The organism is Polynucleobacter sp. KF022 (genome assembly GCF_027924105.1).
Lineage (GTDB): Bacteria > Pseudomonadota > Gammaproteobacteria > Burkholderiales > Burkholderiaceae > Polynucleobacter.
Genome location: NZ_AP026972.1, coordinates 80219 through 105668, shown reverse-complemented (window position 1 = coordinate 105668; position 25450 = coordinate 80219). Strand labels below are relative to the sequence as shown.

Annotated in this window: 25 protein-coding genes; 3 read left to right on the top strand and 22 right to left on the bottom strand. The window is 45.8% G+C overall.

Going from position 1 to position 25450, the window contains the following annotated elements; translation table 11 throughout:
• Positions 1-15 precede the first annotated feature (15 nt).
• The 6 genes from PKF022_RS00610 to hisB are packed head-to-tail and all read right to left on the bottom strand — an operon-like array spanning position 16 to position 3751.
• A complete protein-coding gene (locus tag PKF022_RS00610; RefSeq protein WP_215362482.1) occupies positions 16-417 on the bottom strand; it encodes a phosphoribosyl-ATP diphosphatase in 402 nt (133 codons plus the stop codon).
• 37 nt (positions 418-454) lie between these two features.
• Positions 455-868 carry a phosphoribosyl-AMP cyclohydrolase gene (hisI, locus tag PKF022_RS00605; RefSeq protein WP_281776792.1) on the bottom strand — a complete coding sequence of 138 codons (414 nt, stop codon included), beginning with the start codon at positions 866-868 and terminating at the stop codon, positions 455-457.
• Positions 869-919: 51 nt separating this feature from the next.
• Complete coding sequence (gene hisF / locus PKF022_RS00600; RefSeq protein ID WP_216231120.1) at positions 920-1678, bottom strand: imidazole glycerol phosphate synthase subunit HisF; 759 nt, start codon at positions 1676-1678, stop codon at positions 920-922.
• Positions 1678-2439 carry a 1-(5-phosphoribosyl)-5-[(5-phosphoribosylamino)methylideneamino]imidazole-4-carboxamide isomerase gene (gene hisA, locus PKF022_RS00595; protein WP_215400629.1) on the bottom strand — a complete coding sequence of 254 codons (762 nt, stop codon included), beginning with the start codon at positions 2437-2439 and terminating at the stop codon, positions 1678-1680. Before hisA ends, hisF begins: the two co-directional genes overlap by 1 nt.
• A gap of 18 nt (positions 2440-2457) precedes the next feature.
• Positions 2458-3114, bottom strand: coding sequence for an imidazole glycerol phosphate synthase subunit HisH (hisH, locus tag PKF022_RS00590; RefSeq protein WP_281776791.1), 657 nt, complete (start codon positions 3112-3114; stop codon positions 2458-2460).
• A gap of 49 nt (positions 3115-3163) precedes the next feature.
• The gene (gene hisB, locus PKF022_RS00585) at positions 3164-3751 is read right to left on the bottom strand and encodes an imidazoleglycerol-phosphate dehydratase HisB (RefSeq protein ID WP_216231117.1); all 588 of its coding nucleotides are present in this window, start codon (positions 3749-3751) and stop codon (positions 3164-3166) included.
• Positions 3752-3867: 116 nt separating this feature from the next.
• On the opposite strand from hisB, the gene hisC reads away from it, so the two are divergent.
• Positions 3868-4935: a histidinol-phosphate transaminase gene (gene hisC / locus PKF022_RS00580; protein ID WP_281776790.1), complete on the top strand. Its 1068-nt coding sequence runs from the start codon at positions 3868-3870 to the stop codon at positions 4933-4935.
• A gap of 30 nt (positions 4936-4965) precedes the next feature.
• Here the strand turns inward: hisC and hisD are convergent, their stop codons facing one another.
• The 16 genes from hisD to PKF022_RS00500 all read right to left on the bottom strand — a co-directional run bounded on the left by hisD (position 4966) and on the right by PKF022_RS00500 (position 23494).
• On the bottom strand, positions 4966-6288 hold the full coding sequence (gene hisD, locus PKF022_RS00575; protein WP_281776789.1) for a histidinol dehydrogenase: 1323 nt from the start codon (positions 6286-6288) through the stop codon (positions 4966-4968).
• 24 nt (positions 6289-6312) lie between these two features.
• Positions 6313-6939: an ATP phosphoribosyltransferase gene (hisG, locus tag PKF022_RS00570; protein ID WP_281776788.1), complete on the bottom strand. Its 627-nt coding sequence runs from the start codon at positions 6937-6939 to the stop codon at positions 6313-6315.
• Positions 6940-6959: 20 nt separating this feature from the next.
• The gene (gene murA, locus PKF022_RS00565) at positions 6960-8234 is read right to left on the bottom strand and encodes a UDP-N-acetylglucosamine 1-carboxyvinyltransferase (RefSeq protein WP_281776787.1); all 1275 of its coding nucleotides are present in this window, start codon (positions 8232-8234) and stop codon (positions 6960-6962) included.
• A gap of 42 nt (positions 8235-8276) precedes the next feature.
• On the bottom strand, positions 8277-8525 hold the full coding sequence (locus tag PKF022_RS00560) for a BolA family protein (RefSeq protein ID WP_068320176.1): 249 nt from the start codon (positions 8523-8525) through the stop codon (positions 8277-8279).
• A gap of 32 nt (positions 8526-8557) precedes the next feature.
• On the bottom strand, positions 8558-9346 hold the full coding sequence (locus PKF022_RS00555) for an ABC transporter permease (protein WP_281776786.1): 789 nt from the start codon (positions 9344-9346) through the stop codon (positions 8558-8560).
• Positions 9343-10095, bottom strand: coding sequence for an ABC transporter ATP-binding protein (locus PKF022_RS00550; RefSeq protein WP_281777444.1), 753 nt, complete (start codon positions 10093-10095; stop codon positions 9343-9345). The genes PKF022_RS00555 and PKF022_RS00550 overlap by 4 nt, the downstream gene beginning before the upstream one ends.
• Before the next feature lie 5 nt (positions 10096-10100).
• Positions 10101-10358, bottom strand: a complete 258-nt coding sequence (locus PKF022_RS00545) for an STAS domain-containing protein (protein ID WP_216231109.1) — start codon at positions 10356-10358, stop codon at positions 10101-10103.
• Between the two features lie 18 nt (positions 10359-10376).
• Positions 10377-11018: an ABC transporter substrate-binding protein gene (locus PKF022_RS00540; RefSeq protein ID WP_281776785.1), complete on the bottom strand. Its 642-nt coding sequence runs from the start codon at positions 11016-11018 to the stop codon at positions 10377-10379.
• Positions 11019-11087: 69 nt separating this feature from the next.
• Complete coding sequence (locus tag PKF022_RS00535) at positions 11088-11840, bottom strand: VacJ family lipoprotein (protein ID WP_281776784.1); 753 nt, start codon at positions 11838-11840, stop codon at positions 11088-11090.
• Positions 11837-12319, bottom strand: a complete 483-nt coding sequence (mlaD, locus tag PKF022_RS00530; RefSeq protein ID WP_281776783.1) for an outer membrane lipid asymmetry maintenance protein MlaD — start codon at positions 12317-12319, stop codon at positions 11837-11839. Before mlaD ends, PKF022_RS00535 begins: the two co-directional genes overlap by 4 nt.
• A gap of 21 nt (positions 12320-12340) precedes the next feature.
• A complete protein-coding gene (gene mlaE, locus PKF022_RS00525) occupies positions 12341-13129 on the bottom strand; it encodes a lipid asymmetry maintenance ABC transporter permease subunit MlaE (RefSeq protein ID WP_281776782.1) in 789 nt (262 codons plus the stop codon).
• Positions 13126-13980: an ABC transporter ATP-binding protein gene (locus PKF022_RS00520; RefSeq protein ID WP_281776781.1), complete on the bottom strand. Its 855-nt coding sequence runs from the start codon at positions 13978-13980 to the stop codon at positions 13126-13128. The genes mlaE and PKF022_RS00520 overlap by 4 nt, the downstream gene beginning before the upstream one ends.
• A 10-nt stretch (positions 13981-13990) precedes the next feature.
• Entirely contained in the window at positions 13991-15454 is a 1464-nt protein-coding gene (locus tag PKF022_RS00515) for a glutamate synthase subunit beta (protein WP_281776780.1), read from the bottom strand.
• A gap of 47 nt (positions 15455-15501) precedes the next feature.
• A complete protein-coding gene (locus PKF022_RS00510) occupies positions 15502-20247 on the bottom strand; it encodes a glutamate synthase-related protein (protein ID WP_281776779.1) in 4746 nt (1581 codons plus the stop codon).
• A 193-nt stretch (positions 20248-20440) separates the two neighbouring features.
• On the bottom strand, positions 20441-21145 hold the full coding sequence (locus PKF022_RS00505; protein ID WP_281776778.1) for a transposase: 705 nt from the start codon (positions 21143-21145) through the stop codon (positions 20441-20443).
• 12 nt (positions 21146-21157) lie between these two features.
• Complete coding sequence (locus PKF022_RS00500; protein WP_281776777.1) at positions 21158-23494, bottom strand: penicillin-binding protein 1A; 2337 nt, start codon at positions 23492-23494, stop codon at positions 21158-21160.
• Positions 23495-23599: 105 nt separating this feature from the next.
• Between PKF022_RS00500 and PKF022_RS00495 the strand changes: the two genes are divergently transcribed.
• The gene (locus PKF022_RS00495; protein WP_281776776.1) at positions 23600-24331 is read left to right on the top strand and encodes a hypothetical protein; all 732 of its coding nucleotides are present in this window, start codon (positions 23600-23602) and stop codon (positions 24329-24331) included.
• Positions 24328-25440: a secretin and TonB N-terminal domain-containing protein gene (locus PKF022_RS00490; RefSeq protein ID WP_348773170.1), complete on the top strand. Its 1113-nt coding sequence runs from the start codon at positions 24328-24330 to the stop codon at positions 25438-25440. Before PKF022_RS00495 ends, PKF022_RS00490 begins: the two co-directional genes overlap by 4 nt.
• The last annotated feature ends 10 nt before the right edge of the window (positions 25441-25450 follow it).

Genomic DNA, 25450 nt, shown 5'->3' with positions numbered 1-25450 from the left:
AGAGTTATTCCGCGATTACTCTTTGCCAGCCGCTTTTCTAGCAGCCTTCTCTTCAATACCCGAGGTTCCTAAACGGCGATCAAGCTCGGCAATCACATCTTCTGGGCGGAGGTTAAATTGAGACAGGGCAATTAAGCAGTGAAACCATAAATCAGCCATTTCACCAACCAGCAACTTTTGCTGGTCAGCCGCCAAATTTGAGTTACGCGCATCTTTTGCAGCCATTACCGCTTCAGTCGCCTCTTCGCCAATCTTCTTCAAAATTCCATCGTCACCTTTTGAAAAGAGCAAAGCGGTATAGGAGGTTTTAGGATCTGCTTGCCCAGCCTTAAACGCATCACGACGTTGATCAACTACATCTGCTAAATGGGCAAATGCAGAGTCTAAATTAGAAGGTTTATTTGCAGAACTAGTCATTTAATCATTTTATGTCGTTTAAGTTAAAGCATGCGCTTTACTTTTTGTTCTCGGACTCATCAACCCAGGCAGCCTTTACTGAGTCCCACTGTAAAAAGAAGCAACTATGCTCACCGGTATGGCAAGCAATACCATCTTTTTGCTCAACTAAAAGCAAAATCGTGTCGCCATCACAATCTAAGCGAATTTCTTTTACTTTTTGGGTATGGCCAGACTCTTCGCCTTTGTGCCATAACTTTTGTCTAGAGCGAGTCCAATAGACCGCTTCGCCCAAACGCAAAGTTTCTAAAAGCGCATCTCGATTCATCCAAGCCATCATCAAGATATCTTTGCTACCTACCTCCTGGGCAATGGCCGGAACCAAGCCTTGCTCATTCCATGAGACAGCATCAAGCCATGAACCAGCCTGAAGATCTTGAATGGGTTTGAAGGTGCTTTGAGATTTACTCATACCTAAACTTTACAGGCAATGGCACAAACTTACTAAAAAGCCTGGGATTAATTAAATCCGAACCGGAATTCCATGGGCAGCCATATATTCCTTTGCCTGTCCAACGGTGTACTCACCATAGTGAAAAATGCTTGCCGCCAGTACAGCGTCTGCATGCCCCTTGGTGATGCCATCAACTAAATGCTGCAAATTACCAACCCCGCCAGAAGCAATAACTGGAACGGATACTGCATCACTTACAGCGGCAGTAAGCGCCAAGTCAAATCCATCTTTGCTGCCATCGCGATTCATACTGGTTAATAGAATCTCACCTGCACCACGCTTAGCAACTTCTTTGGCCCATTCAACTACATCCATACCAGTAGCAGTTCTACCGCCATGGGTAAATACCTCCCAATTACCTGCCTCTGTTTGTTTGGCATCAATTGCCACCACAATACATTGCGAACCGTAATACGCAGCTGCATCAGAAACCAAATCTGGATTTGCCACAGCAGAAGAGTTCATACTGACTTTATCTGCGCCAGCGTTTAGCAAACGACGTACGTCAGCAACAGCGCGTACACCGCCGCCAACCGTCAAAGGAATAAATACTTGTGATGCGACATCTTCAATGATGTGCAAAATTAGATCGCGCCCATCAGATGTAGCGGTAATGTCTAAAAAGGTTAGCTCGTCTGCACCTTGTGTGTCATAACGTTTAGCGATTTCGACAGGATCGCCTGCATCACGTAGGCCAACGAAGTTCACACCCTTAACTACGCGCCCTGCAGTGACATCAAGGCAAGGAATAATTCGCTTAGTTAACACTAGATAATTTTCTTTTTATATTTCAGCGTCAACTCATCAGCATATTTTTGAGCAGCTGCAAGATCTAGATCGCCAGCATAAATTGAGCGGCCAGCAATCACGCCCATAACACCTTCTTCTTCAGCTTTGCAAAGCGCATCAATGTCTTGATTGTTTGATAAGCCACCACTTGCAATTACCGGAATACGAATAGCCTGGGCCAACTTTACTGTGGCATCAATATTGACGCCCTTGAGCATGCCGTCACGACCAATATCAGTATAGATAATGGCTTCAACGCCCCAGTCTTCGAATTTCTTGGCAAGGTCAATGACCTCGTGACCAGTAATTTTGCTCCAACCGTCCGTTGCAACTTTGCCATCACGCGCATCTAAGCCAACCATGACATGTCCTGGAAAAGCCGTGCAAGCATCTTGTACAAATCCTGGATTCTTAACGGCTGCAGTACCAATAATGACAGTGCTAATTCCGTCATCTAATAAACGCTCAATAGTTTCGAGATCGCGAATACCGCCACCTAGCTGAACGGGGATTTCATCTCCGACTGCTTTCAAAATAGATTTAATAGCAGATTCATTTTTTAACTTACCCGCAAATGCGCCATTGAGATCCACTAAGTGCAAACGGCGCGCTCCCTTGCTAATCCAATGTGCCGCCATTGCACCTGGGTCTTCAGAAAAAACTGTGGCTTTATCCATGTCACCCTGTTCGAGTCGAACACAGTGGCCGTCTTTTAGATCAATTGCGGGAATCAGCAGCATAGCAAAGAGTAAATTAAATTAAGGTTGCCAAGAAACAAAGTTTTGATAAAGCTTTAATCCGTATTCTGCACTTTTTTCTGGATGAAATTGAGTTGCAAAAATATTATCTCGCGTCACCGCAGAAGTAAACCAATCGCCATATTCAGTAGAGCCAGCGGTATCTTCCTTGCGCTGCGGCACAACATAGTAGCTGTGCACGAAATAAAAGCTCGTCAAATCAGGTATTCCATCCCATAGCGGGTGCTTTTGATCCTGACGAACTTGATTCCAGCCCATATGTGGCACTTTATAGGCAGATCCATCCGGTTGCTTCTTACCTATTAAATCAAAGCGACGTACTTCCCCAGGAATTAAGCCCAGGCATGGTGTCCATTGCTCAGTAGCGCGAACCTCTGCACTTTTATCAAATAGCATTTGTTCGCCAACGCATACGCCTAAGAGTGGCTTATTTTTTGACGCCTCTAACAAGGCTTCTAATAAACCAGAGTCGTCTAGGTGCTTCATGCAGTCGGGCATCGCACCTTGACCAGGCAACACTACTCTATCAGCCGTACGAATCTCTTCTGGTTGATGTGCGATCAACACATGATCATCAGGTGCGACATGATGAAATGCTTGATACACAGAACGGAGATTACCCATTCCATAATCAACGATCGCAATGGTTTGCGCCAAAATTGAGCCTATCTTTGCTGTTATCTAACGGGCAACTAGAAGATCTAGATTAGAGGCTGCCTTTGGTTGAAGGAATAGAACCAGAAGCACGAGGATCCACTGCCAAAGCCATACGCAAAGCGCGTCCAAAGGCCTTGAAGACAGTTTCAATCTGGTGATGCGCATTAATGCCACGCAAATTATCAATATGCAAAGTCACTCCTGCGTGATTCACAAAACCACGGAAGAACTCAATACTGAGATCGACGTCAAAGTCACCCACACGAGCACGAGTAAATGGCACGTTAAATTCTAAGCCAGGGCGGCCAGAGAAATCGACCACTACACGAGAAAGGGTTTCATCCAAGGGCACATAAGAATGGCCATAACGAGTGATGCCAGCTTTATCTCCTACGGCCTTAGCAAAGGCTTGGCCTAAGGTGATCCCAACATCCTCAACGGTGTGGTGATCATCAATATGGGTATCGCCATTAGCAACCACTTTGAGGTCAATCATGCCGTGACGGGCAATCTGATCCAACATATGGTCAAGAAAAGGAACGCCGGAGGCTAGTTCAGCCTTACCGGTACCATCCAAATTGATGGAAATCTGAATTTTGGTTTCCGAAGTGTTTCGGGTAACGTCGGCTTGCCGCATGCTTCATTGCGCCGCGAGGCGAAGTGTTGATTGAAGCCTCATAATATCATTCCTAGAGAAGATTTAAATATCGATATTGCTGCACTTTCATCCCGATTTTTGACTTGAGACCCCACATGAGCCGTTTTTGGAGCCCCGTTGTTAAAACCCTAACCCCTTACGTTCCGGGGGAGCAACCGCAAATGCAGCGGCTGGTCAAACTCAACACCAACGAAAGCCCTTACGGCCCATCGCCAAAGGCCCTTGCTGCTATTGAAGGTCAAAACACTGCGGATTTGCGCCTTTATCCTGATCCAGAAGGTGCAGCCCTCAAACAAGCCATCGCCAAATTGCATGGCCTAGATCCAAAACAAGTATTTTTAGGCAATGGCTCAGATGAAGTTTTAGCGCATGTCTTTGCTGGGCTTCTCAAACAAAGTAAGCCCGTCAACTTTCCGGATATTACATATAGCTTCTATCCGGTCTACTGCAAGCTATTTGGAATTGATTACCAAACAATCCCATTAGGTGACCAGTTTGAGATCAACACGGCTGATTATCAAACTCCTAACGGTGGGATTATTTTTCCGAACCCAAATGCTCCAACCGGTAGATCAATCCCTCGTTCTGAAATCGAAGCTTTGCTGTCTCGAAACAAAGACTCTGTAGTGGTGATTGATGAGGCCTATGTAGATTACGGCACCGAGTCTTGTATTCCATTATTGCGCAGCAAACACTGCCCAGAAAATTTATTAGTTGTTCACACGCTTTCTAAATCACGTGCCTTAGCCGGCCTGCGCGTTGGCTTTGCTGTTGGTCATCCAGATTTAATTGAAGGATTGGAGCGAGTAAAAAATAGCTTTAACTCTTATCCGTTAGGACGACTTGCTCAAGCAGGCGCGATTGCAGCCATTGAAGATCAATCTCATCTGGAAGAAACGTCTGCCAAGGTTATACAAACTCGCACTCAGTTAATTGAGCAGCTCAATGCTTTGGGATTTGAAACACTACCTTCAACTGCCAACTTTATTTTTACGCGGCATCCAAAGCATGCTGGTGTAGAGCTCTATCAAGCATTACGTGATCGCGGCATTATCGTGCGCCACTTCAAGTCTGCACGCATAGAAGATTTCTTGCGTATTACGATTGGCACTGATGCACAAAGCGGCGAACTCGTCGCCGCTCTAAAGGAAATACTGAGTTAATTTATTTAGTAAGTTCGAGCGTTTTTGAACTTACTTCTTAAGGCGCATCTCAGCTGCGCGGGCGTGGGCCTGCAAGCCTTCTCCGTGAGCCAAAGTACTAGCTACTGCACCCAAAGTTTGTGCACCGGCCTCACTCACCTCAATCATGCTTGAGCGCTTGATGAAATCGTAAACACCCAACGGTGAAGAGAAGCGTGCAGTACGCGCAGTCGGCAACACGTGGTTGGGTCCGGCACAGTAATCACCAAGTGATTCACTGGTGTAGCTACCCATGAAGATAGCGCCAGCATGGCGAATTTGCTCGGCCCACTTGCGTGGATCAGCAGCACAAATCTCCAAATGCTCGGCAGCAATAGCATTCGCAATTTCACAGGCTTCTGCCATATCTTTAACCTGAATCAATAAGGCACGATTTATAAGTGAGGCTTCAATCACTTTGGCTCTTGGCATTTCTGGTAATAGCTTATTAATGCTAGCCTGTACTTGCTCAATATATGCAGCATTTGGACAAAGCAAAATGGATTGCGCTTGCTCATCATGTTCAGCCTGTGAGAACAAATCCATTGCAACCCAATCAGGGTTAGTAGATCCATCGCAGAGCACTAATATTTCTGATGGGCCCGCAATCATGTCGATGCCTACCGTACCAAATACTCGGCGCTTTGCTGCAGCTACATAGGCATTGCCCGGCCCCACAATTTTGTCGACCGAAGGAATTGTTTTGGTTCCATAGGCCAGAGCACCAACCGCTTGCGCTCCGCCGATCGTAAAGACACGATCAACCCCAGCCAGAAAGGCTGCCGCCAGAACTAATGGATTGCGCGCTCCGTCTGGAGTGGGCACCACCATGATGACTTCAGCAACACCCGCTACCTTGGCAGGAATTGCGTTCATCAATACTGAAGATGGATAAGCCGCTTTACCGCCCGGCACATAAATACCAACGCGATCTAAGGGGGTTACTTTTTGACCTAAGCGCGTACCATCTTTCTCTTCATATTCCCAAGAATGACAACCCGCTTCAATCTTTTGCTGCTCGTGATAAGCGCGAACTCTTTGCGCCGCAACGTCTAGGGCACTTTTTTGCTCAACAGATAAAGATTGGTAAGCCTGCTCTAAATCTTGGCGAAGAATTTCTAATTCAGAAACACTTGCAACATTTAAACGATCAAACTGTTTTGTAAAACCAAGAATTGCTTCGTCGCCTTTATCTTTCACTGCAGCCAAAATTTTTACTACTGCAGTATCTATTGCCTCATCATCAGCCGATGGCAAAGAAAGGCTGGACAACAGAATCTCTCTGAAGCTCGCATCCTTACTATTAAGGCGCTTAACGTTGATGTTTGCAGGCATGAAAAGACTTCTCGTGGCTACTGATTACTTCAGCAACTCAAAAATAGGCTGCAGCTGAGCACGCTTACGCTTATAAGATGCTTGATTCACTACCAATCGAGCGCTGATATTAGCGATAGGCTCAACTTCAACTAAACCATTCGCTTTTAGCGTATTGCCTGTAGAAACCAAGTCAACAATAGCATCGGCTAGACCTACCAATGGAGCAAGCTCCATTGATCCATATAACTGAATCGTATCGATATGCACGCCTTTATTGGCGAAGTGATCACGTGCGCAGTTGACATACTTTGTAGCAACTTTTAGGCGTGACCCTTGCTTAACTGCTGCAGCATAGTCAAACCCTTCGCGCACTGCTACAGACATACGACACTTTGCGATGTCTAAGTCGTAAGGGACATATAAACCATCGCTACCTTTTTCCATTAATACGTCCAAACCAGCAACACCAAAATCAGCGCCACCAAATTGCACGTATGTTGGAACGTCAGATGCGCGGACGATAATTAAACGGACATCTGGATTGGTAGTCTCAATGATCAGTTTGCGAGATTTCTCCGGATCTTCCAGCGGCACAATACCGACCTTGGATAAGATCTCTGCGGTTTCTTCGAAGATGCGACCCTTGGAGAGGGCTAAAGTCAATTTCATGGACTAATTATCCATCAGCCTTACTTGATGCGCTCAATCTTGGCACCTAAAAGGGTTAACTTCTGTTCCATACGGTCATAGCCACGATCCAAGTGGTAAATCCGGTCCACCTGGGTTTCTCCTTGGGCAGCCAATCCGGCAATCACCAAGCTAGCTGAGGCACGTAGGTCTGTAGCCATTACGATGGCACCGGAGAGTTTTTCGACTCCTTGGGCAATTGCAGTATTGCCTTCGATTGCAATATCCGCACCCAGACGATTGAGCTCTTGCACATGCATAAAGCGATTCTCAAAAATCGTCTCCGTAATCATTGAACTGCCAGCTGCAATTGCATTCACTGTCATCAGCTGTGCCTGCATGTCTGTTGGAAAGGCGGGATATTCAGAGGTGCGGAAATTGACCGCTTTAGGACGATCCTTCATGGATGCCTTAATCCAATCGGAGCCAATCTCCATTTGCAGACCGGCTTCTTTCAATTTCACAATAACTGCGTCTAAGGTATCAGGGCGGCAGTGCTTGACTGTAATCTCGCCACCAGTTGCAGCCACTGCGCATAAAAATGTTCCAGCCTCAATGCGATCCGGAATTACCGAATGTTCTGCGCCATGCAATTTTTCGACACCTTCAATTACCAAGCGATCGCTACCGATGCCAGAAATCTTGGCGCCCATCTTCACCAGCAATTCCGCTAAGTCGCCAACCTCAGGCTCACGCGCAGCATTCTCTAAAACTGTTGTACCCGAAGCCAAAGTTGCGGCCATCAATAAATTTTCGGTACCAGTCACAGTAATCATATCGGTCAAGATCGAAGCGCCTTTCAATCGATCTGATTGAGGCTTTGTTTCGGCCTGGATATAGCCGCTCTTAATTTTGATGCTCGCGCCCATGGCCTTGAGGCCCTTAATATGCTGATCTACCGGACGTGCACCAATCGCGCAGCCACCAGGCAAAGATACCTTCGCGCTATGCATTCTGGCCAACAATGGTCCGAGCACCAAAATAGAAGCGCGCATTGTTTTTACCATCTCATAGGTGGCTTCGGAGCTTTTGATGACTGCTGCATTCAAGACCATATGACTACGATCGCTAGCATTTGGAAAGTCTACTGTGACACCAATCTCCTGCAAAAGCTTGAGCATGGTGCGTACGTCTTGCAAGTCAGGAACATTGCGTAAAACAACCGGTTGATCGGTCAATAGACAAGCACACAAAATTGGCAACGCGGCATTTTTAGCGCCAGCAATCACTACCTCTCCGTTGAGAGGAGTTCCGCCAACCATTCGTAATTTATCCATGAAACGATTCCAGTAAAAACTTAATAATTAATAATGTGATTTTTATGCTGCTGAATTCTGAGCAAATTCTTCTGGTGTGAATGCCTTAATGGATAAAGCATGTACTTCTGCCTTCATGCGATCACCCATAGCACCATAAACCAATTGATGACGCTGCACTAAACGCTTACCTTCAAACTCGGGGCTAACAATAGTTGCAAAAAAATGCTGGCCATCGCCTTCCACTTGAATATGAGTGCACTGAATACCTTGCTTGATATAGCCTTCAATTTGTTCAGGGGTAGGTAACATTTTTTCTCCTAATGAATCCAGGGTATCGATAATTAGTAACGGAGCTTATAGCCCTTTTGTAGCAAGCGCAATGCAATGATTGAGACCACTACAAAGAAGCAAAACACAATCGCCAAACTACTCCAAGGGGAGTTATCAGAGACCCCAAAAAAACCGTAGCGGAACCCATCAATCATATAAAAGAAAGGATTGAAGTGGGATACCACTTGCCATGCTGGCGGTAACGAATGAATAGAGTAGAAAACGCCAGATAACATGGTGGCAGGCATGATGATGAAGTTCTGAAAAGCAGCCAACTGGTCGTACTTATCCGCCCAGATGCCAGCTATCAATCCCAAGCTTCCCAATATTGCCGCGCCCAAGAATGCGAACACCAAAATCCATAATGGATATTCGAGCGCGGGGAATGCAAACCAAGAAGTAATCAGGAGCACACCCAGACCAACCACAATACCCCTGAATACAGCAGCCAGAATATAGGCAGCATAAAACTCAAAATGACTCAAGGGGGCTAATAAAACAAATACTAAGTTACCTGTTACCTTGGATTGAATCAAAGAAGAAGAAGTATTTGCAAACGCATTTTGCAAAACACTCATCATGACTAAGCCAGGAATCAAGAAAGCCGTATAACTGAGACGGCCATAAATCTCTTTACCTTCAAGTACATGGCCAAAGATCATCAGATACAACACAGCGGTTAGAACCGGTGCTGCAATTGTCTGGAATGCAACCTTATAGAAACGTTTTACTTCTTTAAAGAGAAGAGTTGGAAAACCGCTGCCATATTGCAATGCAGGTCTATTTAGTCCATGCTTCATAAAGCACCTCCGGACATAATATTGACAAAGACCTCTTCTAAATCGGTTTTACCTTCCCCGTCTTTTTTGACAGATCCATAGCGACTTAATAAATTAGCAGTGGTATCTAAAGCCACTATCTTGCCCTGCTTCAGCATGGCTATGCGCTGACATAGAGCTTCAGCTTCTTCCAAATAATGCGTTGTCAAAACAATCGTATGGCCATCCTGATTGAGTCTACTAATAAATTGCCAGAGCGATTGACGCAACTCCACATCAACACCAGCGGTAGGCTCGTCCAAAATAATGACTGGCGGTCTATGCACCAATGCTTGTGCAACAAGTACTCTACGCTTCATACCGCCAGACAAAGAGCGCATATTGCTATCCGCCTTGGAGGTGAGATCAAGATTTGCCATGATCTCGTCAATCCATGCATCGTTATTGCGTATCCCGAAGTATCCGGACTGAAACCGTAAAGTCTCACGCACAGTAAAGAAAGGATCAAAGACCAACTCTTGAGGAACAACGCCCAACATACGGCGCGCGTCACGAAAACCTTTTTGAACATCGGCGCCCATAATGGCTGCATGACCATAGCTAGGTCTAACTAAGCCAGCCAAAATAGAAATGAGAGTAGTTTTGCCAGCACCATTGGGGCCCAATAAACCAAAAAACTCACCAGGCTCAATCGTTAGAGAAACATCATCTAATGCTTGGAGTGCTCCGTATTGCTTAGATATATTTTGAATAGATATTGCAGGGTGCATTGCCATTATAAACCTAGCAATGCTGCAACACCATAAACACCAGCCAAGACCTTCAACTTCTCTGGTGCGCGCTCCACTGAAATAGACTTTCCTTCAGTCATAAGCTTTTTCTGCCATGCCAATAATACAGTCAATACAGTCGAGTCAAAATCTTTTAGCGCCGAACAATCAATCGATTGCAAGCTAGGGCTATTCAGCAAACCTTCTTTTTGCAACTGCAAGGCATTTTCTTGTGTAACGGTTTTTGGCAAAAGAAAGGGCATGATGTCTTTGCTTACCAATTAATTACTTGGTTTAGCAGTAGCTAATTGTTTATTACGATCCTGCAAGAACTTCACCAAGCCTTCTATGCCGTTTTGGCTGATTTGATTAGAAAACTGATTGCGGTAGGCTTCAACCAACCAAACACCCATGATGTTCATGTCATAGACTTTCCAGCCATTGGCTGTTTTCTCTAGGCGATAGTCCAAGGGCACTGGATCGCCACGTCCCAATACAACCGTCTTCACAACCACTTCTTTGTCGTCTGGTGCTGCGCGCAACGCCTTAAATTGAACAGTTTGATCGCGCAACTGGCTCAAAGCGCCAGAGTAAGTGCGAATCAATAAATTCTTAAACTCGGAGGTTAATTGCGCCTGCTGCTCAGGCGTTGCTTTTTTCCAATTAGGCCCCATAGCCATTTCAGTCGTACGACGCATATCGGTATAGGGAACAATTTTCTTTTCAACTAAATCCACAATCTTAGGAATATTGCCCTTTTGAATATCAGGGTCGGCTTTCACTGTTGCCATTACTTCTGTAACGACCATCTTAATTAAAGCATCCGGCGGCGTTGATGGATCGGGGGTTTGAGCAAAAACGGCAGCGGATGCGAATAGTGTGCTCACCAAAACTAAGCTGTAGATTCTTTTAAAAATTTTCATATTCCCTGCCCGCCATCTTTTTTGTATTGAGACTCATTTTAGTCGCTTCAAACCACATTAGCTGACTGCTCATTGATACGGATTTTCATAAACCGGCATGAGAGGCTCTTCATCATCGCGACCCTCATTGATTTGATATGCCCGTCTTTGAATATAAGCATCACGCATGAAGCTATATTTATCAATTGCAGCGCCATCCAATAAATCGCCAGCCTCGTAATACGTATTTCGCGCATTGACGACGCGTAAACCAGTCAAACTATTGCGTAGGGCAACATTTGGCAAGAGTCTAAATAAGTAATCGGACTCTAAATCGGCAACCGTTCCAAAAGTATCGCGCACGTTACTTGGGCCAAAGAAAGGCAAAACAACATAAGGGCCAGAAGGAACACCCCATACACCTAAAGTCTGACCCCAATCTTCTTTGTGCTTTTCAAGTCCGCCTGGTGTAGCTAGATCGATCAGACCACCCAAGCCCATGGTTGTATTCACCATCACTCGCATCAGATCGCTAAATGCATAACCAGGCTTACCTTGTAGCAAGTTATACAGCGCAGTGTAGATATCACTGTAGTTACTAAAGAAGTTGTAAATGCCATCGCGAACAAATTCAGGCAAAACAAAACGATACCCAGCAACCACTGGCTTGAGTACGTAAGCATCCAAGCCTTCATTAAATTCAAATACGGAGCGATTGAATGGCTCCCAAGGATCTTGGGGGGAGCGCTCTGCACCAGCAGGAATCGAAGCGCAACCAACCATGGCAGCAACCAAACTCAGCAAGATGGCTGCCTTGAGCTTACGCACAACAGACAACATCATTTTGATGCGCCCTTTTCCTGACCGCTATCTGCCGCTTTGTTATAGAGAAACTGACTGATCAGATTTTCCAAAACAATCGCTGACTGAGTTTGAGAAATCTTCTCGCCATTCGCCAACATATCATCAGAGCCGCCTGCCTCAAGACCAATGTATTGCTCGCCTAATAAGCCAGATGTCAAAATCTTGGCTGAAGAATCCTTTGGAAACTTGTAAGAGTCTTCAATCGTCATCACTACTGTTGCTTGATATGTCTTATCGTCAAAAGTAATATTGGCGATTCTGCCAACGACTACACCAGCACTTTTAACAGGTGCACGAGGTTTCAGGCCGCCGATGTTGTCAAAACGTGCAGAAATTTTGTATGTTGGAGCGAATGACACTGCATTCATATTTCCGACCTTCAGCGCGAGGAATAGCGCCGCCAGCAAACCAATGGCAACAAAGATTCCTACCCAAACATCAATTGCACTTTTTCTCATAAGAGCCCCAGTTTATTCTTTCTAATTTGAGAACATCATCGCGGTTAGCAAGAAATCTAAAGCTAAAACCGATAAAGAAGAGATCACTACCGTACGGGTAGTCGCTTGCGAAACGCCTTCCGGCGTAGGTTTGGATTCATAACCTTGGTAAAGGGCAATAAAAGTTACCGCCACACCAAATACCATGCTTTTAATCAAGCCATTGCCAATATCTGAAAACAGGTCTACCCCACCCTGCATCTGAGACCAAAAAGCACCCGAATCAACCCCAATCAGTGGAACGCCAACCAAATAACCACCCAAAACACCTACTGCGGTAAAGATCGTTGCCAAGATAGGCATAGAAATAATGCCCGCCCAGAGTCGTGGTGCGATCACACGCCCCAAGGGGTCCACCGCCATCATCTCCATAGCAGTCAATTGTTCCCCAGCTTTCATTAGGCCAATCTCAGCCGTTAATGAAGTTCCGGCTCTACCGGCAAACAATAAGGCCGTAATGACTGGGCCCAGCTCACGAGTCAAAGACAAAGCGACTAATAAACCAAGTGCTTGTTCTGAGCCATAACGATTTAAGGTGTAGTAGCCCTGTAAGCCCAAAACAAAACCAACGAACAAACCCGAGACTGCAATGATGACAAAAGAATGATTGCCAACAAACAAAATTTGATCAATCACTAAACGTGGTCTCTTAAGCAAGAATCCTGAGCGCATGATCACTGCGACAAACATGCGGGCAGCCAATCCAAGACTGCTTAAATTACGGCGAACAAAAAATCCAAGATCGCCAAAGAGATTTAATAGTGTAGTCACAGAGATCTCACTCCAAAATCTTCTTCCAAAGTTTTTCCTGGATAGTGAAAAGGCACAGGGCCATCTGGAGCTGCATCTAAAAACTGTCTAACAAAAGGATCCGTTGAACGACTTAACTCCTCAGGAGTTCCTTCTGCACCAATGCGGCCATTCGCGATGAAATAAACATAATCTGCAATGGCAAAGGTTTCTTCAACATCATGAGTAACCAATAAACTCGTGGCTCCCAGGGCATTATTAAGATCACGAATCAAGCGTGCTGTAATTCCAAGAGAAATAGGATCAAGACCAGCAAATGGCTCGTCATACATGATGAGCGGCGGATCTAAAGCAATCGCCCTTGCAAGCGCAACCCGTCTAGCCATGCCGCCAGAAATTTGTGCAGGCATTAAATCGCGCGCACCTCTCAAACCCACCGCATTGAGTTTCATCAATACTAATGAGTGCAAAAGTTCTTCGCTTAAATCAGTATGTTCACGCAAAGGAAAGGCAACGTTTTCAAAAACACTAAGATCGGTGAACAAAGCGCCAAACTGAAATAACATGCCCATTCGTCGACGAGCTGCCATCAACTCAGCGCCGCTCATCTTGCCAATATCTTGTCCTTCAAACAGCACTTGGCCTGATTGGGCGGTATATTGACCGCCGATCAAACGAAGGATAGTAGTCTTACCGCAACCAGAACCACCCATTACTGCCACTACTTGGCCGCGTCGAAACTCCATATTGAGTCCCGACAAAATTTGCCGCTCTCCTGGAGCATAAGAAAAGTTGACGTCTTTAATAGAGACGACAACTTCGCCTGCAGCTTGCTTGCTTACATCCAAGGAGTTTGGCTGGCCACTGTTCATATCCTCGACATTATCGAGGTAAAACAGAAGACCCCATTAAATACTCATCTACTGAACGAGCGCATTGACGGCCTTCACGGATCGCCCAAACAACCAAGGACTGTCCGCGACGCATATCTCCAGCCGCAAATACCTTAGGAACATTCGTTTGATAGGCATTTTGACCATCTACAGTCGCTTTAGCATTGCCGCGCGCATCTTTTTCTACGCCAAAGGCATTGAGGACCTGCTGCACTGGGGATACAAAGCCCATTGCCAAAAGTACCAGATCTGCTTTGATCTCAAATTCAGAATTTGGCACTTCTGACATCTTGCCGTCTTTCCACTCCAAACGAACGCCGATCAATTTCTCTACTTTGCCGTCTTTACCTTCAAAGCGCTTTGTTCCCACTGACCAGTCACGATCACAACCCTCTTCATGAGACGAAGATGTACGCAACTTCGTTGGCCAATATGGCCATACTAAAGGCTTGTTTTCTTCTTCAGGAGGCTGCGGGAGCAACTCGAACTGAGTAATCTTGGTTGCGCCGTGGCGATTTGATGTGCCCACACAATCAGAGCCCGTATCTCCACCACCGATAACCACAACATGCTTATCAGTTGCACGAATTTCGTTCTTGAAATCACCTGCATTTTCTTTGTTCTGTGGAATCAAAAATTCCAACGCATAGTGCACACCGGCTAACTCACGACCTGGGACTGGCAAATCACGTGGCTGCTCTGCGCCACCAGTGATCACTACAGCATCAAAATCTTTCATCAACTGCTCAGGAGATACGGTTTTAGTGGAGTAATTTTTTACTTCAGCACCAATCGCTTCTTTGCCAACAAACACACCCGTTTCAAACTTCACGCCTTCAGCTTGCATCTGCTCTACGCGACGGTCAATCAACCACTTCTCCATTTTGAAGTCTGGGATGCCATAACGCAGTAAGCCACCAACACGATCATTCTTCTCAAACACAGTCACATCGTGACCAACACGAGCCAATTGCTGTGCAGCTGCCATACCTGCAGGGCCGCCGCCAACTACCGCTACTTTTTTACCGGTCTTGGTCTTGGATGGCTGAGGCTTAACCCAACCGCTATCCCATCCTTTATCAATGATGGCGTGCTCAATAGATTTGATGCCTACCGCAGTGCTATTGATGCCTAGAGTACAAGCAGCTTCGCAAGGAGCTGGGCAAATGCGGCCCGTGAATTCTGGGAAGTTATTAGTTGATTGCAAAACATCTAATGCGTTCTTCCAATCGTTATGAAATACCAAGTCATTGAAATCAGGGATGATGTTATTGACTGGGCATCCGTTATTACAAAATGGGATACCGCAATCCATGCAGCGCGCACCTTGAACTTTCGCTTCTTCATCGGTTAAAGCGGCAACAAACTCTTTGTAATGATGGAGACGCTTAACTGGCGCTTCGTATTTTTCATCTACGCGCTCAAACTCCATAAATCCAGTGACTTTACCCATATCGAATCCTTAGTATCTTTTCTTAATGTCTTTATTAATTCAGCGGCTTAAGCTGCAACAGTTTTATTTTGAGCTTTTTCCCACAACTCACCGAGAGCACGTTTGTACTCAGTTGGGAGAACCTTCACAAAACGACTGCGGGCATTTTCCCAATCAGCCAAGATTGCTTTAGCGCGCTCAGAGCCGGTGTGACGGAAATGACGTTCAATCAAGCCCTTCAAGATTTGCTCGTCAGTTAAGCGCTCGCCACCATCTTTAACATCGACAGGGGCATGCCACTCAGACTTAGGCATCTTGGCAATCTGATCAGCAGACGGCAGCACCTTTTCCAAAGTGGCCATGCTGGTATTGCAACGCTTATCGAACAAACCATCTTCGTCGTAAACATAAGCAATACCACCGCTCATACCTGCGGCAAAGTTACGTCCTGTTGCGCCTAATACGACTACTGTGCCACCGGTCATGTACTCACAACCATGGTCACCAGTACCTTCGACAACCGTTGTTGCACCAGAGTTACGCACTGCGAAACGCTCACCGGCTACACCGTTAAAGAATGCCTCACCAGCAATCGCGCCGTAGAGAACGGTATTACCCACAATGATGTTCTTCGCAGTATCGCCACGGAATTCATGGGGAGCACGAACAATTACGCGGCCACCGGATAGACCTTTACCAACGTAGTCATTGCCGTCACCAACCAAATCTAAAGTGATGCCACGCGCTAAGAAAGCTGCAAAGCTTTGACCAGCCGTGCCATTCAGCTGAATGTGGATAGTGTCATCTGGCAAACCTGCATGACCATAACGTTGAGCTACTTCACCAGAAAGCATCGCGCCTACAGTACGGTTTACGTTCTTCACCGGAACAATGAAAGACACTTTCTCACCACGCTCTAATGCAGGCTCACTCTTTTCGATCAAGATATTGTCAAGTGCATTGGTTAAACCATGATCCTGTGTCAATACTTGATAACGCGGAACTTCAGCAGCAACTTTTGGCTCGGCAAAAATCTTACTGAAATCTAAGCCGTGTACTTTCCAGTTCTCAATACCTTTACGGGTATCTAATAAATCAACGCGACCAATTAAGTCATCAAACTTGCGGATGCCCAATTGCGCCATGATTTCGCGAGCTTCTTCGGCAATAAAGAAGAAGAAGTTCACAACGTGTTCTGGTTTGCCAGAGAATTTCTTACGCAATTCTGGATCTTGTGTAGCAACACCAACTGGGCAGGTATTTAAATGACACTTACGCATCATGATGCAACCCTCAACCACCAATGGAGCTGTCGCGAAACCAAATTCATCTGCGCCCAATAAAGCACCAATCACTACATCGCGACCAGTCTTCATTTGGCCGTCAGCCTGAACACGAATACGACTACGCAAGCCATTGAGAACCAATGTCTGCTGTGTTTCAGCGAGACCAAGCTCCCATGGAGAACCAGCATGCTTGATTGAAGACAGTGGGGATGCGCCAGTACCGCCATCATGGCCAGCGATCACAACGTGGTCTGCTTTAGCTTTCGCAACACCAGCTGCAACAGTTCCAACGCCTACCTCAGATACCAACTTCACAGAAACGTCGGCTTTTGGATTGACGTTCTTCAAGTCATGAATCAACTGTGCAATATCTTCAATCGAATAAATATCGTGGTGCGGAGGAGGAGAAATCAAACCGACGCCTGGCACTGAGAAACGCAACTTACCGATGTAATCAGAAACCTTACCGCCCGGCAATTGACCGCCTTCACCAGGCTTAGCGCCTTGTGCCATCTTGATCTGAATCTGGTCCGCAGAACGTAGGTACTCAGTGGTGACACCAAAGCGACCAGAAGCAACTTGCTTAATCTTAGAACGCAAAGAGTCACCATCTTGCAATGGGATATTAGCCTCAACAACATCGCTACCCAAGATACTGGCTAAAGACTCGCCCTTTTTGATGGGGATGCCCTTGAGTTCATTCACATAACGGTTTGGATCTTCGCCGCCTTCACCAGTATTGGACTTGCCGCCAATTCGGTTCATAGCAATTGCCAAGGTAGCGTGTGCTTCTGTAGAGATCGAACCCAAAGACATCGCGCCCGTTGCAAAACGTTTAACGATTTCTTTTGCAGACTCTACCTCGTCTAACGGAATGGCTTTTGCTGGATCAATCTTGAATTCAAATAAACCACGCAAAGTCATTTGACGCTTAGTTTGATCATTAATGATGTTGGCGTACTCTTTATAGGTCTGGTAGCCCTTTTCTGCACCAATACGTGTGGAGTGCTGTAACTTCGCAATCGTGTCTGGAGTCCACATATGGTTCTCCCCACGAATACGGAAAGCGTACTCACCGCCAGCATCAAGCATATTGGTTAACACGGGGTCATTGCCAAATGCTGATGAGTGCATACGTAATGCTTCTTCAGCAACCTCAAACACACCGATACCACCAACATTTGATGGCGTTCCTTTGAAGTATTGATCAATGATGTCGTGATTTAAACCAATGGCCTCAAAAATCTGTGATCCGGTATAAGACATGTAAGTGGAGATGCCCATTTTGGACATGACTTTTTGCAAGCCCTTGCCAATTGCTTTCACAAAGTTTTTCACTGCTTTTTCAGCAGACAAATCACCAGATAAGCCTTTTGCCATCTCTGCCAAGGTTTCCATGGCGAGATATGGATGAACTGCTTCTGCGCCATAACCAGCCAAGAGTGCAAAGTGGTGTGTTTCACGCGCACTTCCAGTCTCTACTACTAGGCCAACGCTAGTGCGTAAACCTTTTTGTACTAAATGCTGATGGATTGCGGAAGTTGCTAATAACGCTGGAATAGCCACATGCTTTTCGTCAACCTGACGATCACTCACGATCAGGATGTTGTAACCGGAACGCACTGCATCTGCTGCTTCAGCACACAGTGAAGCTAAGCGCGCTTCAATGCCAGCCTTACCCCATGAAGCTGGATAGCAAATATCCAATTCATAAGAGCGGAACTTACCATTGGTGTAATGACCAATGTGACGAATCTTAGTAATGTCATCAAAATCCAAAATGGGCTGACTTACTTCTAAGCGCATTGGTGGATTGATGTTGTTAGTGTCTAACAAGTTAGGTTTAGGTCCAATGAAAGAGACCAATGACATCACCATGTTCTCGCGAATTGGATCAATCGGAGGATTGGTAACTTGCGCGAATAATTGCTTGAAGTAGTTATAGAGCGGCTTGTTCTTATTAGAAAGAACTGCCAACGGACTGTCATTGCCCATTGAACCAATAGCCTCTTCGCCATTCATGGCCATTGGGGCCATGAGGAACTTAATGTCTTCCTGGGTGTAACCAAATGCTTGTTGGCGATCTAACAATTTAGCAGCCGGACGAATAGTTGTTTTCTCATCAACCAAGTCCACTTTGCTGGCATCCACTTCATCTAACTTCACACGAACAGCGTCGATCCAACTCTTATAAGGCTTAGCCTTGGAAACTGCATTCTTTAATTCAACGTCATCAATGATGCGACCTTGCTCCATGTCGATCATGAACATCTTGCCTGGTTGCAAGCGCCATTTTTGTACGATCTTGCTCTCAGGAATCGGCAATACACCGGCCTCAGATCCCATGATGACGAGGTCATCATCAGTCACGTAATAACGTGCTGGGCGCAATCCATTGCGATCCAATGTTGCGCCAATTTGACGACCATCGGTAAATGCCATTGCTGCTGGGCCATCCCATGGCTCCATCATTGCCGCGTGATATTCATAGAAAGCGCGACGATTGTCATCCATTAATGTGTGCTGCTCCCACGCCTCTGGAATCATCATCATCATGGCTTGAGCCAATGGATAACCAGACATCACTAACAACTCTAAGCAGTTATCAAAACAGGCTGTATCTGACTGACCTGGATAAATTAATGGCCAGAGTTTTTGCAAATCATCGCCAAGCACTGGGGAGCTAATTGCGCCTTCACGTGCATTCACCCAATTGACATTTCCTTTAACAGTATTGATCTCACCATTGTGAGCAATCATGCGATATGGATGCGCTAATTCCCAAGCAGGGAAAGTGTTGGTTGAGAAGCGTTGATGCACTAATGCAAGCGCTGACACAGTACGCTTATCTTGTAGATCTTGGTAATAAGCGCCTACTTGGTTAGCCAACAGCAAACCCTTATAAACAATAGTCCTAGCAGACATTGAAGCAACAAAATATTCCTTGCCATGCTTCAGGTGCAAATCTTGAATAGCGTGACTTGCTGTCTTACGAATCACATATAACTTACGCTCGAGTGCATCAGTCGTCATGATGTCACGACCACGGCCAATGAAAATTTGACGAATAAATGGCTCCGTCATTTGCACTGTTGGAGACATCGGTAACTTCACATCCACCGGAACATCTCTCCAACCTAAAACTACCTGTCCTTCTAAACGAACGGTACGCTCTAATTCTTGCTCACACGCTAAACGTGAAGCGTGTTCCTTTGGCAAGAAAATCATGCCAACGCCATATTCACCTAATGGTGGCAAGGTCACACCCTGCTTAGCCATCTCTTCGCGATACAAAGTATCCGGAATCTGAATCAAGATACCAGCGCCGTCACCCATCAGAGGATCGGCACCTACCGCTCCCCGGTGATCTAAATTTTCGAGAATCTTTAATCCCTGAGAAACGATCTCATGAGATTTCTTGCCTTTGATGTGTGCCACGAATCCTACGCCGCAAGCATCATGCTCATTTCTAGGGTCATATAAACCTTGAGCAATTGGACGAAGATCATTATTTAATTGTGTAGTCATAGTATTTCCGAGGGGCGACAAAGGCCTAATTACTTTTGGAGGATCAAATATAGGTGAATACCCATACCGATGCAATAGAAATAAAATGAGTCTGTCCCATTTATTTGTATGCCGCACCAATATCAATTACTTATATGGGGACAGAGTCAGAATATTCAATGCCCTAAAGTGAATTCAGGGGGTTTTTATTGCTCTAAGCTGTTGAATTTACAACATTTACTTTTCTTGGTCGCCCTCGATGCCGAATGACAGTCATCTCTGGGGCATCCTTGAAGAGCTTTTTTGCATAAATGTCACTCACCCAAGGCTTGGATCGAATTAACGATTCGGTAATTTGACGGTCCTCCCAATGGGGGGCGCCTTCCTTAACAAAGCTTGCCCAGTTCATCTGCCTTTCAAAGGGGGTATTACCCAGCCTCCAAAAATATTGATGATCCACTAACCAAGACTCCGAACTCTCACCAATATGTGCTGAAAAACTAGTCCAAGTAGAACTTTGAGGATTGGATTCAAAACCAGCTCTCACCGGATTGAGCTCGATATAGCGCTGACAACGCAAAAAATAATCTGGGTCTATTAAAGATGAGCGATACCTTCCCTCCCAAATGGTCCCCGAGCGACGATGCTGTTGGTTGAAATACTGTGCGTAACGTCGCCCCAGAGATTGCATTGTTTTTGCAAGAGAATCTTCGCTCTGTGGAGTCATCAACAGATGAACATGATTGGGCATCAAAGCAAAGGCATGAACTGCGCAACCAAATTGCCTAGCCGCCTCACGCAACCACTCTAAATAAGTGCGACGATCTTCATCGCTAAAAAAAAGGGTTTCACGGTTATTACCGCGGACCATCACATGCATTGCTTGGCCGGGTATTACAGTGCGCGCTTGCCGTGCCATCTTAAAAGCGAACTATTGCAGTTCGCGCGCACCACCACTGTTAGAAAACTCTGGAATAAACCAGTCCCCATCAACTTGTGTAACACCACTTGGAACTTCACGAGCCTGCTGAGGAATCTCTCTTAATGCTGTACCCATATAAGAAATCCACATTGGTAGAGCAAGACCGCCACCGGTTTCACGATCGCCTAAGCTCGCTGGCTTATCAAAACCAATCCATGCAACAGCAACCACTTTTGGATTGTATCCAGCAAACCAAGCATCATGAGAATCGTTCGTTGTGCCTGTTTTACCTGCAATATCATTGCGCCCTAACTTACCGCGAGCAGAAGCTGCAGTGCCTGACTTAGTTACCTCTTGCAACATACTATCCATTACAAAAGCAGTACGCGCATCTAATACACGTGGCGCATCTTCACGAGCATGAGTAGGTTTTGCTTCAAACATGACAGCGCCTTTAGAGTCGACCATCTTATCAATCAAGAATGGATCTACGCGGTAGCCGCCATTTGCAAAGACACTATAAGCAGAAGCCATTTGTAATGGCGTAACCGAACCCGCACCCAAAGCCATCGTTAAGTAAGGGGGATGCTTTTCTGGTTCAAAACCAAAACGCTGAATATATTCCTGCGCATAAGAAGGACCAATCGCTCGAATGATCCGTACTGAAACTAAGTTCTTCGATTTAGCCAGCGCGTTGCGCAAGCGCATCATGCCTTCATACTTACCATCATAGTTTTTTGGTTCCCAGGCCTGGCTACCTGTTTCCATGCTACCGATTGATAAGGGCGCATCATTCACCATTGTGCTGGGTGAAAAACCTTTTTCAATCGCTGCCGCATAGATAAATGGCTTAAAAGAAGAGCCCGGTTGACGCAACGCTTGCGTCACATGATTAAATTGATTGCGACGGAAATCAAAACCACCCACCAGAGACAGGATCGCACCAGTCTCTGCATTCATAGACACAAACGCAGCCTCAACCTGTGGCAGTTGTGCTAATTTCCAAATTCCGCCGTCTGACAACAGTCGTACCACCGCACCTGGTCGCAACCGCTTCTTAGGCTGAGTGCTATCGGTAAGGGATGCGGATGCCAACTTCATGCCCTCACCCTTAATGGTGATGGTGTCGCCAGTTGAAATCATGACCTGCATTTCCTTAGGCTTAACGTCAAGCACAACACCAGACTGCAAATCATCCAACTGAGGATAAGCAAGTAGCGCCTCATCAATTGCACGCTGGCGCTTTACAGGATCTTGCGGAAGATCTATGAAACCTTCCGGCCCACGATAAGCGTGGCGTAGGTCATATTCAAAAATTCCTTTACGTACCGCCTTATAAGCTGCGTCTTGATCGGCCTTCAAAATGGTGGTGTAAACATCAATTCCTTGGGAGTAGATAGCTTCACCATATTGCGTAAACAGTAACTGGCGCACCATCTCGGCCGGGAAGTCTGCGCGGACCGCAAACTCATTGCCCAAGCCACGAATATGTAACTCCTCAATCATCGCTTTTTGATATTCCTCTGGTGTGATATACCCCAGATCACGCATACGCTGAAGAATGTACTCTTGACGAATCTTTGCGCGACGGAAATTGCTAACTGGGTTGTAAGCTGAAGGCGCCTTTGGCAAGCCCGCTAACATAGCCGACTCAGCAATCGTGATGTCTTTTAATTCTTTACCAAAATAAATCTGCGCTGCGCTTGAGAAGCCGTAAGCCCGCTGCCCCAAGAAAATCTGATTCATATAGATTTCAAGAATCTTGTCCTTGGTTAACTGCGACTCAATTTCCCAGGCCAATAAAACTTCATAGATTTTTCGACTAAAAGTTTTCTCGTTGCTCAAGAAGAAGTTGCGCGCCACCTGCATGGTGATAGTTGAGGCACCCTGCGAGAGGTTGCCACGTAAGTTGGTTAATGTTGCCCGCAAAATTCCTACGTAGTCCACGCCACCGTGAGAGTAGAAGCGATCATCCTCAATAGCTAAAACAGCATTTCGCATGCTTTGAGGAATTTCATTTAATGGGATTACCTTACGACGCTCCTCGCCAAATTCACCAATGAGCACTTTGTCAGCCGTATAGATACGCAAAGGTGTCTTAGGGTTGTAGTCGGTTAAGGCAGAGATCTTCGGCAGATTGGGTTTTGCTACCAAAAAGGCATACCCCATCAGCAAGGTAACCACTAAAGCAAAAACAACGCCAATAATTAATAAGGCCTTTACCAGCGGATTGCTTGATTTCTTGTGCGGGAAACCAGGCTCAACTCGTGTATGCCGAGGACGTCTTTCGAATGGACGAACGGGACGTTGGTTCAGGGGCGGCTTGTCTTTAGGAGTTAAGGCCATATGCCCAAATTATAGGGTGCTTGGTCAATTTACCTAAAAGCTCCAAATTCCTCGTTTTGGGGTGCATCAAGGCCTAATTTCTGACGCAGTCTTCAAACCAGAACGATGTCTTTTCAGGCTGCAAAACTGAAGAATATGGTCATGCCTGCACGACACATTTCCAGCGAATCCTTTGACGAAATTTTGAGCGAGCTTGGCGATGATCCTGCCATACCCGACCCCCATGGAATTCGCAAACCTCGACCCCAACAAAGCACGCCCAGAGTTGACTCAGTCCAGAGTAATCATCGCTCTTTCTTTAGCCCCTTTTCTAAGCTTCAAATCCCGAGCTCCATTCAAAACCTAGGTGGATTAATTACCCTCTTTTTTGGGGTCTTGATAGTAGTAGCAGTTGTGAGCTTTTTCACCTATATCGCCCTTGATCAGAGCTCCAAAAGCGCTCAGGAGGAATCTCAAAAACTCATATCTGAGCTAAAAAAGGAAATAGCCTTCATGCGTAATGAATTTCATGAAAATCAGGAAGATTTATATATGGCAATAGAAGAAATAGAAGTGAGTATTCACTCATTAATGAATCGAAAGCCTGAAATTAAAGTTTCCAGCAGGCCAGCGGTGCCCTCCCATGAGACTGAATTACGCCGCTGGCGCTACCTGGGGGCCGCTCAAATGGGCGACTCTCATCAAGCATTTTTCAGTACAGGAAAGGGGAATGCCGCTTTCGAAAAAGGGGCTCGAGTTTTGGGTGACTGGCAGCTTAACAGCATTGAAAGTGGCATGGCAACCTTTAGTCACCCCCAGGGCAAATCGCTAGCTCTGAAGACCCCCCACAGCGAATGAAACGCACCCTGCATTTTCTTCAATGCCACTTAAACAGCATCACTATTTTGCTTGCTTTGTTGATGCTTTTTTTACCTAATCTAGCAGGCGGAAACGCGCCTTCACAAAATCACCTGTTGAGACCAATTAGCCTGCAATTTACTGAGATAGAAATAAGAGATCTTTTACTGGTTTTAGCTAAATTGGGGAATACCAATTTTTTAATAAGTGAATCAATCAAAGGAAAGATTTCAGTCGACCTCCATAAGACTCCTTGGCAGACCGCGCTGGACTCTATTATTGCCAGCCGTGGTTTGAGACTCGTACGCAATGGTGATATCTATTGGATCGGACCCCATGCAGAAATCCAGGCCTTCCAAAAGTTTCGTCGTGAGGATGCAGCTCTTCCATTTGGTGGAGATCACATCAACAGTCCAAGACAGATTCTGATAGAGGCTCGGATTGTGGAGGCAGATGAACGCTTTGCTAGAGAGCTAGGGGTCAAACTGGGATATCAAGCAAATGGAGCCGGCAATCAAAAGCTGACAGGCAATCTTGACTTAGGTGGCACTGGGTTAAGCGGCTTCAATCCAGCAACCGTGGCTGCAACTTTAGTGTCTAAAAATGCTAACCGTATTCTGCAAGCAGAACTATCTGCCCTGGAATCAGAGGGTCAAGGAAAAATACTGTCCAATCCCCGCATTATGACGGGCGACCAAGTCAAAGCAACAATTGAACAAGGCACCGAACTTCCCTATCAAACCTCCAATCAAAACGGCAGTAAATTGCAATTTAGAAAGGCTAATTTACGCCTCGAAGTCCTTCCCAAAATTCATCCAGATGGCAAGATTTCAATGCTAGTAGGAATCAATAAGGACACAGTGGGCATGAAAACAGAGCAAGGGTATGCCATAGACACCAAAAGCCTCAGTTCCGAGGTCACTGTAGAAAATGGTGGAACAGCGATCATTGGCGGCATCTTTCAGACAACCGAGCGAGAGGATGAAGTCAAGATCCCTTTATTGGGGGATATTCCGCTGATTGGCCATTTTTTTCGCCATAAATCCAAATTGCAAGATAAAACTGAGCTGCTAGTCTTTTTAACTCCGACTGTTCTCGACAAACCCTAATAAAATCGAG